The following is a 12876-nucleotide window of genomic DNA, read 5'->3' on the forward strand; positions in this document are numbered from 1 at the left end:
GGATTCTGTTGCGGCGCGGGAAGGGGACTGCGCCCGTGCCGGGACGTTCGCGGAAACTATGAAATTCAAATAGATAAGGATGAAGCCATTTACGAAAAAAATTGTCCTGGAGAACGGCCGCGAGTTTTACGGCTACGGATTCGGGGCCGACCGGGAGGCGATCAACGAAATCGTCTTCAATACCTCGATGGTGGGGTATCAGGAGATTCTCTCCGATCCGTCCTACACCGATCAGATGGTCGTGATGACCTATCCGCTGATCGGCAACTACGGCACGGCCGAGGAGGATTACGAAACGAAATTCCCGACCATTGGCGGCATGATCGTCCGCGAGTACAACGACACGCCTTCGAACTTCCGTTACACGAAGACGCTGCACGAGGTGCTCGAGGAGCACAACATCCCGGCCGTTTCGGGCATCGACACCCGCACGCTGACGCGCATCATCCGCGACGAGGGTTCGCAGAAGGTGCTCGTCACCGACGCCGCGACGCCTTCCGGGGAGGCGATGCGCCGCCTGCGCGAATACGACCTCCCGCACGACATGGTTTCGCGCGTGAGCTGCCGCAAGCGCTGGTTCTCGCGCACGCCCAACCACCGGTGGGACGTGGTGGCCGTCGATTGCGGCATCAAGTACAACATCATCCGCAAACTCAACGAGAAGGGATGCAACGTCACCGTCGTCCCGTTCGACGCCTCGGTCGAGGAGATTCTCGCCTTCCGTCCCGACGGCATCTTCCTCTCGAACGGTCCGGGCGATCCCACGGATGTCCGGCCCGTGATCGAGAAGGTGCGGGCGCTTCGGGGACGTCTGCCGATCTTCGGCATCTGCATGGGCCATCAGCTCATTTCGCTGGCTTACGGCGCGCGGACCTTCAAGATGAAATTCGGCCACCGCGGCGGCAACCATCCCGTCAAGTGCCTGGCCACGGGCAAGATCGAAATCACGAGCCAGAACCACAGCTTCGCCGTGGACATCGAGTCGCTGAAGGGTACGCCTCTCACGCTCACGCACGTCAATCTGCTGGACGGCACGGCCGAGGGCGTCGAGTGCGCCGCCGACCGGGTCTTTTCGGTGCAGTACCATCCCGAGAGCGCGCCGGGTCCGCAGGACAGCGCCTATTTGTTCGATAAGTTCATTAAAATGATGGAGGAGTACAAAAATGCCTAAGAGAAAGGATATCAACAAGGTAATGGTCATCGGCTCGGGGCCCATCGTCATCGGGCAGGCCGCCGAGTTCGACTATGCGGGCACGCAGGCCTGCATGGCCCTCAAGGAGGAGGGTTACGAAGTGGTGCTGGCCAACTCGAACCCCGCGACCATCATGACCGACACGCATATCGCCGACAAGGTTTACATGGAGCCGCTGACGCTCGAGTACGTCGCCAAGATCATCCGCTACGAACGTCCCGACGCCATCGTTCCGGGGCTGGGTGGCCAGACGGGTCTGAACCTGGCGGTGCAACTGGCCAAGAAGGGCATTCTGAAGGAGTGCCAGGTCGAGATTCTGGGCACGTCGTTCGAGTCGATCGAGCGCGCCGAGGACCGCGAGCTGTTCAAGGAGCTGTGCGAGGAGCTGGGCGAGCCGGTGCTTCCCTCCGAGGTGGCCTCGTCGATCGACGAGGCCGTCGGGATCGCCGCGCAGATCGGCTATCCGGTGGTGCTGCGTCCCGCCTTCACGCTGGGCGGCACGGGCGGCGGCTTCGCCGACAACGAGCAGGAGCTGCGCGAGATGATGCGCAACGCACTCTTCCTCTCGCCCGTGCATCAGGTGCTCATCGAGAAGAGCATCAAGGGCTACAAGGAGATCGAGTACGAGGTGATCCGCGACAGCAACGACACGGCCATCGCCATCTGCAACATGGAGAATATCGATCCCGTAGGCGTGCACACGGGCGATTCGATCGTCGTGGCCCCGAGCCAGACGCTCACCAACCGCGAGTACCAGATGCTGCGCGACTCGGCGCTGAAGATCATCCGCGCCCTCCGGATCGAGGGCGGCTGCAACGTGCAGTTCGCGCTCGACCCGCTGTCGTTCAAATACTACCTGATCGAGGTCAATCCCCGCGTGTCGCGCTCCTCGGCCCTCGCGTCGAAGGCGTCGGGCTATCCCATCGCGCGGGTGAGCGCCAAGATCGCCGTGGGCATGACCCTCGACGAGATCCGCATCGCCAACACCCCGGCCTCGTTTGAACCGACGCTGGACTACGTGGTGACGAAGATCGCCCGCTTCCCGTTCGACAAGTTCTCTGACGCCTCGAACAAGCTGGGTACGCAGATGAAGGCCACGGGCGAAGTCATGTCCGTGGGCCGCACGATGGAGGAGTCGCTCCTGAAGGCCGTGCGGTCGCTCGAGACGGGCGTCTGCCACATCCACCACAAGAAGTTCGACACGTGGTCGAACGACGAGCTGCTCGACTACATCAAGGACGGCACGGACGACCGGCTCTACGCCATCGCGCAGTTGATCCGCGGCGGCATCGACCTCGTGCTGATCTACAACCGGACGAAGATCGACATGTTCTTCCTCGAGAAGTTCAAGAACATCGTCGAGTTCGAGAGCGTCGTCCGTGCGCATCCGATGGACGTCGAGACGCTGCGCGACGCCAAACGCATGGGCTTCAGCGACAAGTATATCGGGCAGTTGTGGGGCCTCTCGCAGCACGACATGTACCGTCTGCGCGAGAAGAACGGCATCTTCCCCGTCTATAAGATGATCGACACGTGCGCCAGCGAGTTCGCCTCCTACGTACCCTATTTCTACTCGACCTACGAGCTGGAGAACGAATCCGTGGTGAGCGGCAAGGAGAAGATCGTGGTGCTCGGCTCCGGTCCGATCCGCATCGGGCAGGGCGTCGAATTCGACTACTCCACGGTGCACGCCATCTGGTCGATCCGCGAGGCGGGCTACGAGGCCATCATCATCAACAACAATCCCGAGACCGTCTCGACGGACTACACCACCAGCGACAAGCTCTACTTCGAACCCCTCACGGTCGAGGACGTGATGAACGTCGTGCACCTCGAAAAACCCAAGGCGATCGTCGTGTCGCTCGGCGGCCAGACGGCCATCAATCTCGCCGAGCCGCTCGCCGAGCTGGGCGTGCCCATCATCGGCACGGACTGCGCGGCGATCCGCAACGCCGAGGACCGCGGCTGTTTCGAGCGGATCATGGAGGAGCTGGGCATTCCTCAGCCCGAGGCCGAGGCCGTGACGGACATCGAGGCCGGCGTGCGGGCCGCCGCGCGTATCGGCTATCCGGTGCTGGTGCGTCCGAGCTACGTGCTGGGCGGCCGCGCCATGCAGATCGTCTCGAACGAGGAGCGGCTGCGCCACTACCTCCAGACGGCCGTCGAGGTGAACGAGGATTCGCCCGTGCTGGTGGACCGTTACATCATGGGCAAGGAGCTGGAGGTGGACGCCATCTGCGACGGCCGCGACGTCTTCATTCCCGGCATCATGGAGCATGTCGAGCGCACGGGTATCCACTCGGGCGACTCGATCAGCGTCTATCCGACCTTCAGCGTGAGCCGGAAGGCCAAGGAGAAGATCATCGACTACACGGTGCGGCTGGGTCTGCGCATCGGCATCGTGGGTCTCTACAACATCCAGTTCATCCTCGACGGCGACGACGAGGTGTATGTCATCGAGGTCAATCCGCGCTCGTCGCGCACCGTGCCTTTCCTCTCGAAATCCACGGGTGTGCAAATGGCCCACATCGCCACGCAGGTGATTCTGGGCCGCTCGCTGCGCGAGCAGGGCATCACGGAGGTCTATGGCCGGGAGAAGGAGCGCTGGTACGTGAAGGCGCCGGCCTTCTCGTTCGCCAAGATCCGCGGCATGGACTCCTACCTCTCGCCCGAGATGAAGTCCACGGGCGAGGCGATCGGCTACGACGACAAGCTGACCCGCGCGCTCTACAAGGCGTTGCAGGCCACGGGCATGAACGTCTCGAACTACGGCACGATCTTCGTCACGATCGCCGATCAGGACAAGGAGCAGGCGTTGCCGCTCGTGCGCCGTTTCTACGATCTGGGCTTCAACGTCGAGGCGACGACCGGCACGGCCGAATTCCTGCGCGAGCACGGCATCCGCACCCGCACGCGGCGCAAGCTCAACGAGGGCAGCTCGGAGATCATCGACGCGCTGCGGCAGGGGCATGTGAGCTACGTCATCAACACGATCGACATCAACCAGCACAACACGCGTCTGGACGGGTACGAGATCCGCCGCACGGCCGTCGAGAACAACGTGACGGTCTTCACGGCGCTCGAGACGGTGAAGGTGCTGCTCGACGTGCTGGAGGAGATCACGCTGCGCGTTTCGACCATCGACTCGAAATAGGGATGCCGGCGGGAGGAGGGAACCGTAGGCGGTGTGTGGCCTGGACGTGCGGAGAACGGGGGCGGTTTGCCTGCGGACCTGCGGACAGGTGTCCGTTCGCGGACCGGGTCGCACGGAGCAGGCGGCCGTCCGGTTCTGCGGCGCTTTTGCCGGGCCGAAAGCGATTTGGAAGATTATATGTATAAGAAAGCAGTTTACAGAATCCGTGCGAACGAGCCGCTGACGGCCGCCGTGTGGCGCATGACGCTGGAGGGCGACACGCGGTGGATCGCAGCGCCCGGGCAGTTCGTCAATATCGCGCTGGAAGGACGGTATTTGCGCCGTCCGATTTCGGTCTGCGACTACGACGAGGATTCGATCACGTTGATTTATAAGGTAGTAGGTGGGGGAACCGCGCAGATGAGCCGTATGCGGCCGGGCGAGTGCCTCGACCTGCTCACGGGGCTGGGCAACGGCTTCTCGACGGCCAACGACGCCCGGCGGCCGCTGCTCGTCGGGGGCGGCGTGGGCGTTCCGCCGCTCTACGGCCTGGCCCGGAAGCTGCTCTCCGAGGGGCGGCCGGTGCAGGTCGTGCTGGGCTTCAACACTGCCGCGGAGGTCTTCTGCGAGGAGGAGTTCCGCGCGCTGGGATGCGACGTGACGGTCGCCACGGCCGACGGGTCGCGCGGCGTGCGGGGCTTCGTCACGACGGCCATCGCCGAACGGACGCCCGATTTCGACTACTTCTACGCCTGCGGCCCGCTGCCGATGCTGCGGGCGCTCGCCGAGGCGGTCGCGCAGGACGGACAGCTCTCCTTCGAGGAGCGCATGGGCTGCGGCTTCGGCGCCTGCATGGGGTGTTCGTGCAAGACCAAATACGGGAACAAGCGCATTTGCAGGGAGGGTCCCGTGCTGGAGAAAGGAGAGGTGATATGGTGAACGATACGCAAAAGAGCGTCTCCGCACCGGAAGGGGCGGCGGCGCGAGACCTTTCGGTCGAGCTGTGCGGTCTGAAGCTGGACAATCCGGTGATTCCGGCCAGCGGGACTTTCGGCTACGGCAACGAGTTCCGCGAGTTCTACGACATCAACATCCTCGGGTCGTTCTCGTTCAAGGGGACGACCCGCGAGGCGCGTTTCGGTAATCCGACGCCCCGCATCGCCGAGTGCGAGGCGGGCATGATCAACGCCGTGGGGTTGCAGAATCCCGGCATCGACCGCGTGATCGTCGAGGAGCTGCCGCGGCTGAAGACCTTCTTCCGCAAGCCCGTGATCGCCAATATTTCGGGTTTCTCGGTCGAGGAGTACGCCTACTGCTGCGAGCGGATCGACCGCGAGGAGCAGGTGGGGCTGATCGAGGTGAACGTCTCGTGTCCCAACGTGCGGCACGGGGGCATGTCGTTCGGCACGTCGCCCGAGGCGGCGGCCGAGGTGACGCGCGCGGTGAAGGCCGTGACGACCAAGCCGGTGGTCATCAAGCTGTCGCCCAACGTGACGGACATCGTAGCGATCGCCCGGGCGTGCGAACGGGCGGGGGCCGACGGATTGTGCCTCATCAACACGATGCTGGGCATGCGCATCGACCCGGTGCGGCGGCGTCCGGTGATCGCCAACACGATGGGCGGATTCTCCGGGCCCGCGATCTTCCCCGTGGCCGTGCGCATGGTCTATCAGGTGAGCCGGGCGTGCCGCATTCCGGTCATCGGCTGCGGCGGCGTTGCGACGGCACGCGACGTGATCGAGATGATGATGGCCGGGGCGACGGCCGTAGAGGTCGGCGCGGCGAATCTGGTGAATCCCTACGCCTCGAAGGAGATCGTCGAGGCGCTGCCCGCGGAGATGGAGCGGCTGGGCATCGGCTGCCTGCGCGACATCGTAGGCTGCGTGGAGTGACGCACCGGACGGAGTGAAGAGACCAACGGCCTCTCGGAGCGCGGCATGTCCGGGCCCGGGGAGGCGGCGACGAAAAGCAAAAAACTTACAGCATGCAACACGACGTAATCATCGCCTGCGACTTCAAGTCCGCGGCGGACACATTCGGCTTTCTCGACCTGTTCCGGGGCGAGGAGCGCAAACCCTTTCTGAAGATCGGCATGGAGCTGTTCTATGCCGAGGGACCCGAAATCGTGCGCGAGATCAAGCGCCGCGGCCACCGGATTTTCCTCGACCTGAAGCTCCACGACATACCCAACACCGTGCGCAAGGCGATGGCCGTGCTGTCGCGGCTGGACGTGGACATGTGCAACGTCCATGCCGCCGGGACGATCGAGATGATGAAGGCCGCGCGCGAGGGACTTACGCGCGAGGACGGCACGCGGCCCCTGCTGATCGCCGTGACGCAGCTCACCTCGACCAGCGAGGAGCGCATGCAGCGCGAGCTGCTGATCGGAGCCCCGATCGGCGAGACGATCGTGCAGTATGCCCGGAATGCCCGCGAGGCGGGGCTGGACGGCGTGGTCTGCTCGCCGCTCGAAGCCGGCATGGTGCACGGGGCGTGCGGCGCGGAGTTCCTGACCGTGACGCCCGGCGTGCGTTTCGCCGACGGCGACGTGGCGGACCAGGTGCGCGTCACGACGCCGGCCCGCGCCCGGGAGATCGGCTCGGACTTCATCGTTGTGGGACGCCCGATCACCGCGGCTGCGGATCCCGTGGCGGCCTACCGCCGTTGCGTGGCCGAGTTCGTGGGGTGACGGACGCGCCGCGCGGACTGCCGGAGACGGCTGCGGCGGTGCGGTCGGGGCGCTGCATGTCCGGTTCGGCGTGCGGCGCGGCAGGCGAATCGGGCGGCGCCGTACGGAATTCGCGCGGCGAAGCCGGAATTGTCGTATATTTGCAGGGGCGCATCCGTGCGCGACTGCATGAAAAAGCACCGTTTTATGAAACCCGTGAAACTGTTTTACCTGAAGAACTGCCCCTTCTGCAAGAAGGCGCTGCGGTATATCGAAGAGGCGAAAGCCGCGCATCCCGAACTGGCGGAGGTCGAGATCGAGATGATCGAGGAGTCCGAGCAGCCCGGGGTGGCCGACGGATTCGACTATTACTATGTGCCTACGTTCTATGTGGACGGCGAAAAGGTCCACGAAGGCGGAATCTATCCCGAGGAGGTGGAGCGGATTCTGCGGCGGGCGCTCGGCGCGTGCCGGACGACTGAGAACCGATAAACAAGAATAAGTATGGAGAAAGCTATTGCGAAAGACCTGCTCTCGATCGGCGCGGTGTTCCTGCGTCCCGAGCAGCCGTTCACGTGGGCGAGCGGAATCAAAAGCCCGATTTATTGCGACAACCGTCTGACGCTGTCCGCCCCCGAGGTGCGCGGGCGTGTCGAGGCGGGGCTTGCGGAGATCGTCCGCACGAAGTTTCCCGGCGCGGAGGTGCTGATGGGAACCTCCACGGCCGGCATCGCCCATGCCGCCATCACGGCGACGATCCTCGGCCTGCCGATGGGCTACGTGCGGTCGGGAGCCAAGGACCACGGCCGCGGCAACCGCATCGAAGGACGGCTCGAGAAGGGGCAGAAGGTGGTCGTCGTCGAGGACCTGATCTCGACGGGCGGATCGTGTATCGAGGTGGTCGAGGCGTTGCGCGAGGCGGGCGCCGAGGTGCTGGGCGTGGCGTCGATCTTCACCTACGGCATGAAGAAGGGCGTGGAGCGCCTGCGCGAGGCGAATGTCGTGAATTACAGTCTCTCGAATCTCGACGCGCTGGTGGAGGTGGCCGCCGACGAAGGGTATATCGAACCCGGGGACAAGGCGCGCCTGCTCCGGTTCCGCGACGACCCGTCGGACGAATCGTGGATGAACCGATAAACGGGCCGGAACCATGCGACATCTGATTGATCCGACCGATCTGACGGTCGAGGAGACCGAGCGGATCGTGGCGCTGGCGGAGGACATCATCGCCAACCGCGCCAAGTACCGCGAGTCCTGCAAGGGCAAAAAACTCGCCACGCTGTTTTACGAGCCTTCCACCCGCACGCGCCTGAGCTTCACCTCGGCGATGCTGGAGCTGGGCGGCGAGGTGATCGGCTTCTCCGACGCCAGCTCCTCGTCCGTGTCGAAGGGCGAGACCGTGGCCGACACGGTGCGCGTGATCCGCTGTTTCGCGGACATCATCGCCATGCGCCACTTCAAGGAGGGCGCGCCGCTCGTGGCCTCGCAGTATGCCGGCATTCCGGTCATCAACGCCGGGGACGGCAGTCACGCCCATCCGACGCAGACGTTGACGGACCTGCTGACGATCAAGCGCGAGAAGGGGCGTTTCGACCACCTGACGATCGGGTTCTGCGGCGACCTGAAGTTCGGCCGCACGGTCCATTCGCTCATCAAGGCGCTGTCGCGTTACGAGGGGATCCGCGTGATGCTCATCGCGCCCGAGGAGCTGCGCCTGCCCGATTACATGCTACAGGAGATGCGTTCCGCCTCGAAGCTGGAGTTCCGCGAGGTGCGCACGATGGAGGAGGTGATGCCCGAGCTGGACATCCTCTACATGACGCGCGTACAGAAGGAGCGCTTCCTCGACGAGGAGGAGTTCGACCGCGTGAAGGACAGCTTCGTGCTCGATCCGGGGAAGCTGCGCACGGCGCGGCCCGATATGATCGTGCTGCATCCGCTGCCGCGCGTGAACGAGATCACGCGCGAGGTGGACAACGACCCGCGTGCGGCTTACTTCCGGCAGGTAGAGAACGGAAAATTCGTGCGTATGGCATTGATCTATACGCTGCTGCGTTGGGCCGACGAGAACCGTCCGTTCGCCCGGATCCCGGTCTTCGGCGAGGAGTACGTCGTGAACGGAATGACCTGTTCGAATCCCCGCTGCATTTCGGCCACGGAAGACGTCGATCAGCTTTTCCGCCGCGCGGCCGACGGCGTGTGCCGCTGTGCCTACTGCGAGGCGAAGGCCCGGTAGCGGGTTCCCGTCCTGCGCGCGGGGCGTTTCCGTCCCGGGTGCCGGCGCGGAAGGGGTGTCCGGAAACTCTGCGAAGGTTTCCGGACACCCCTTCCGCATACGGCCGGGAGTTGTGTGCGTTTTTGTGCGGGAAGCCTCGGAAAATCGCGGGAAATGATTATCTTTGTCCTCGGAGAAAACATCGTTCGGGGTGTGGAGACGCGCCGCCGGACGCAGGTCGTCTCCGTTTGCCAGAACCGAATTAATGCCTGCTCTGCGATGAGTGAAAAAAGACCCGTTTCCCCGCTGGCGTGGGTTCCCAGCCTCTATTTCGCCATGGGCCTCCCGTTCGTGGTGCTGAACATGGTTTCGGCCGTACTGTTCAAGGACCTCGGCATTCCGGACGCACGGATCGCCTTCTGGACCTCGCTTATCATGTGGCCGTGGACGATCAAGTTCCTCTGGAGTCCCTTCCTGGAGATTTTCAGGACAAAGAAGTTCTTCGTCGTGGCGACGCAGCTTCTGAGCGGCGTCATGTTCGGCGTGGCGGCGCTGGCGCTGCATCTGCCGTCGTTCTTCGCCGTGACGGTCGCCGTCTTCGCCGTGGTGGCCTTCAGCGGCGCGACGCACGACATTGCGGCCGACGGCGTTTACATGTCGGAGCTCTCTACGCGCGACCAGGCGAAGTACATCGGCTGGCAGGGAGCCTTCTACAACCTGGCGAAGCTGGTGGCCACGGGCGGTCTGGTATGGTTCGCCGGGTGGCTCTACGAGCGCTCCTCCGCAGAGGGCGCCGCCGCGTTCGACGCCTACGTCCATGCGTGGACCGTCGTGCTGGCGATTCTCTGCGGGCTGCTTCTGCTGCTGGGCTGCTACCACGGGCGGATGCTCCCTTCGGGCGCCGCGGCGGCGGGCGGGCACTCGCTCGGCGAGGGGCTGCGGGGCCTGAAGGAGGTGATCGCGGCCTTCTTCACCAAGAAACACATCTGGTACTACATCGCCTTCATCATTCTCTACCGGCTGGGCGAGGGGTTCGTCATGAAGATCGTGCCGCTGTTCCTCAAGGCCGACACCGCGGCGGGCGGACTGGGCCTGACGAACCAGCAGATCGGATTGTATTACGGCACGTTCGGCGCCGGGGCGTTCCTCGTGGGGTCGCTGCTGGCCGGCTACTACATCGCCGCGCGCGGACTGCGCCGCACGCTCTTCACGCTCTGCTGCGTCTTCAACGTACCCTTCGTGGTCTATGCGCTGCTGGCCTTCTTCCAGCCCTCCTCCATGTGGCTCGTGGGCGGCGGCATCGTCGTGGAGTATTTCGGCTACGGATTCGGATTCGTGGGACTGACGCTCTTCATGATACAGCAGGTGGCGCCCGGCCGTCACCAGATGGCCCACTACGCCTTCGCTTCGGGCATCATGAACCTTTCGGTGATGCTCACCGGCGCCGTGTCGGGCTACCTGAGCGACTGGCTCGGCTATTCGCTCTTCTTCGTCGTGGTGATGCTGGCGACGATTCCGGCCTTCGTCATGACGCGTTTCATCCCCTTCACCTATCCCGATGGAAATAAAACCGAATAAACTCCGTTTACCAAGCAAACACGTATGAAGAAAAATCACCTGCTCTCCCTTCTTGCGGGGCTGTCGCTCTGCGCCGCGTCGTGCGGAGGTCCTACGGCCGAGACGGACGCCGTGATCCCGCGTCCCGCGTCGGTCGAGAAACGCTCCGGCGCATGCCGCCTCGCATCGCCCCTGGCCCTGTCGTTCGACGCTCCGGCGGAGGTCGCCGACGCCCTGACGGCCTACCTGCGGACCACGCCGCTGGCCGTCCGCACGGACGATCCGCAGGCGTCGGACGGCTACCTGCGTCTGACGGTCGCCGCGTCGCCCGAACTGCCTGCCTCGGAAGAGGGTTACGTGCTTTCGGTCCTTCCCGAAGGCGTCTCGGTCGCTTCGCGCGGCGAAGCGGGTCTTTTCTACGGCATACAGACTCTCTTGCAGTTGCAGGAGCAGTTCGGCGATCGGATTCCCGCGCAGCGGATCACCGACTCCCCGCGCTTCTCCTACCGCGGCATGCACCTGGACGAGGCGCGCCACTTCTTCGGCAAGGAGTTTGTGAAAAAACAGCTGCGGATGATGGCCTCGCTCAAACTCAACCGCTTCCATTGGCATCTGACGGACGGTGCGGGGTGGCGCATCGAGATCGACCGTTATCCCGAGCTGACCGAGCTCGCGGCTTGGCGCCCGATCGAGGGATGGCAGCCGTGGCTCGACGCCGGGCGGCCCTATTGCCGGCGTGACGACCCGAACGCCTACGGCGGATTCTACACGAAGGACGACATCCGCGAAGTGGTGGCCTATGCCGATTCGCTGCATATCACGGTGATTCCCGAAATCGAGATGCCGGGCCACTCGGAGGAGGTGCTGGCGGTCTATCCCCACCTGTCGTGCGCGGGAAAGCCGCACGTTTACGACGACTTCTGCATCGGCAACGACGCGACGTTCGAGTTCTTGGAGAACGTACTCGAGGAGGTGATGGAACTCTTCCCCTCGGAATACATTCATGTCGGCGGCGACGAGGCCACGAAAAAGGGGTGGCCGACCTGTCCGAAGTGCCGGGCGCGGATGCAGCGCGAGGGGCTGAAGGACGTGGACGAGTTGCAGAGCTATGCCGTGCACCGGCTCGAGGCGTTCCTCAATGCCCGCGGGCGCCGGCTGCTGGGCTGGGACGAGATTCTGCAGGGCGGTCTGGCGCCCAACGCCGCGGTCATGTCGTGGCGCGGCGAGTCGGGCGGCCGCGAGGCGGCGGCCTCGGGGCATCCGGTGGTGATGGTTCCGGGCAGCTACTGCTATCTGGACAAGTATCAGGGCAATCCCTCGACCGAGCCGGAGGCGCTCGAAGGGTCGGTTCCCCTGCCCAAGACCTATATGTACGAGCCGGCGCCGCAGGACATGCCGGGCCGCGAGAGGGTGCTGGGCGTGCAGGCGAACCTGTGGACCGAACGCATCGCTACGCCCGAATACGCCGAGTACATGCTCTACCCGCGGGTCTTCGCGGTGGCCGAGATCGCCTGGTCGGCGCCCGAACTGAAGGACTACGAGGATTTCCGCCGCCGGGCGCTGATGCGTATCGACGCCGTCCGTGCGAAGGGATACAACACGTTCGATTTGGCGGGTTCCGTGCGCGGCGAGCGTCCCGAGTCGCTGGAAGAGGTGCGGCATCTGGCCGTAGGCTGCCCGGTGACCTATGCTTCGGAGTGGTACGAGGGCTATCCGGCCGACGGTCCCGGTTCGCTGACCGACGGGAAGCTGGGGTCGTGGACCTACGGCTACCGCTGGCTGGGCTTCCTGAATACGGACGTCGAGGCGACGGTCGATCTGGGGGCCGTGAAGCCGATCCGCGAGGTGAAGGCCGATTTCCTGCAGTGGCGGTCGGCGTTCATCGGGCTGCCCAAACGTGTCGAGATTGCGGTCTCGACCGACGGAGAGCGCTTCACGGTGCTGGGCGGCGAGGAGAACGACCTGCCGTTCGACGACCCGAAGCTCCAGTGCCGCGCCTTCGGCTGGACGGGCGAGGCCGAAGCCCGCTATGTCCGCTGCCACGCCTTCTCGCACGGCCATCCGGGCGGCTGGCTGTTTATCGACGAAATTATCGTGAATTGACGGATTTA

The 12876-nt window shown here is 64.3% G+C and carries 10 protein-coding genes; all 10 read left to right on the forward strand.

Annotated features, from left to right (window positions below; translation table 11 throughout):
* Positions 1 to 79 precede the first annotated feature (79 nt).
* The 10 genes from carA (at position 80) to FME97_RS09035 (ending at position 12868) form a co-directional block, all read left to right on the forward strand.
* The gene (carA, locus tag FME97_RS08990; RefSeq protein ID WP_141429138.1) at positions 80 to 1171 is read left to right on the forward strand and encodes a glutamine-hydrolyzing carbamoyl-phosphate synthase small subunit; all 1092 of its coding nucleotides are present in this window, start codon (positions 80 to 82) and stop codon (positions 1169 to 1171) included.
* Positions 1164 to 4346: a carbamoyl-phosphate synthase large subunit gene (carB, locus tag FME97_RS08995; RefSeq protein WP_141429140.1), complete on the forward strand. Its 3183-nt coding sequence runs from the start codon at positions 1164 to 1166 to the stop codon at positions 4344 to 4346. Before carA ends, carB begins: the two co-directional genes overlap by 8 nt.
* Positions 4347 to 4523: 177 nt before the next feature.
* The gene (locus FME97_RS09000) at positions 4524 to 5264 is read left to right on the forward strand and encodes a dihydroorotate dehydrogenase electron transfer subunit (protein ID WP_141429142.1); all 741 of its coding nucleotides are present in this window, start codon (positions 4524 to 4526) and stop codon (positions 5262 to 5264) included.
* The gene (locus FME97_RS09005) at positions 5258 to 6217 is read left to right on the forward strand and encodes a dihydroorotate dehydrogenase (RefSeq protein WP_141429143.1); all 960 of its coding nucleotides are present in this window, start codon (positions 5258 to 5260) and stop codon (positions 6215 to 6217) included. Before FME97_RS09000 ends, FME97_RS09005 begins: the two co-directional genes overlap by 7 nt.
* Before the next feature lie 92 nt (positions 6218 to 6309).
* A complete protein-coding gene (pyrF, locus tag FME97_RS09010; RefSeq protein WP_141429145.1) occupies positions 6310 to 7014 on the forward strand; it encodes an orotidine-5'-phosphate decarboxylase in 705 nt (234 codons plus the stop codon).
* A gap of 186 nt (positions 7015 to 7200) precedes the next feature.
* Positions 7201 to 7485 (forward strand): glutaredoxin family protein, encoded by a 285-nt coding sequence (locus FME97_RS09015; RefSeq protein WP_141429147.1) that lies wholly within the window; start codon positions 7201 to 7203, stop codon positions 7483 to 7485.
* Between the two features lie 12 nt (positions 7486 to 7497).
* Positions 7498 to 8130, forward strand: coding sequence for an orotate phosphoribosyltransferase (gene pyrE / locus FME97_RS09020; protein WP_141429149.1), 633 nt, complete (start codon positions 7498 to 7500; stop codon positions 8128 to 8130).
* A gap of 13 nt (positions 8131 to 8143) precedes the next feature.
* Positions 8144 to 9229 (forward strand): aspartate carbamoyltransferase, encoded by a 1086-nt coding sequence (gene pyrB / locus FME97_RS09025; RefSeq protein WP_141429151.1) that lies wholly within the window; start codon positions 8144 to 8146, stop codon positions 9227 to 9229.
* Positions 9230 to 9487: 258 nt separating this feature from the next.
* A complete protein-coding gene (locus FME97_RS09030; RefSeq protein WP_141429152.1) occupies positions 9488 to 10786 on the forward strand; it encodes an MFS transporter in 1299 nt (432 codons plus the stop codon).
* Positions 10787 to 10810: 24 nt separating this feature from the next.
* Positions 10811 to 12868 carry a glycoside hydrolase family 20 protein gene (locus FME97_RS09035; protein ID WP_141429154.1) on the forward strand — a complete coding sequence of 686 codons (2058 nt, stop codon included), beginning with the start codon at positions 10811 to 10813 and terminating at the stop codon, positions 12866 to 12868.
* Positions 12869 to 12876: the final 8 nt, after the last annotated feature.

Source organism: Alistipes dispar (assembly GCF_006542685.1).
Taxonomy (GTDB): domain Bacteria; phylum Bacteroidota; class Bacteroidia; order Bacteroidales; family Rikenellaceae; genus Alistipes; species Alistipes dispar.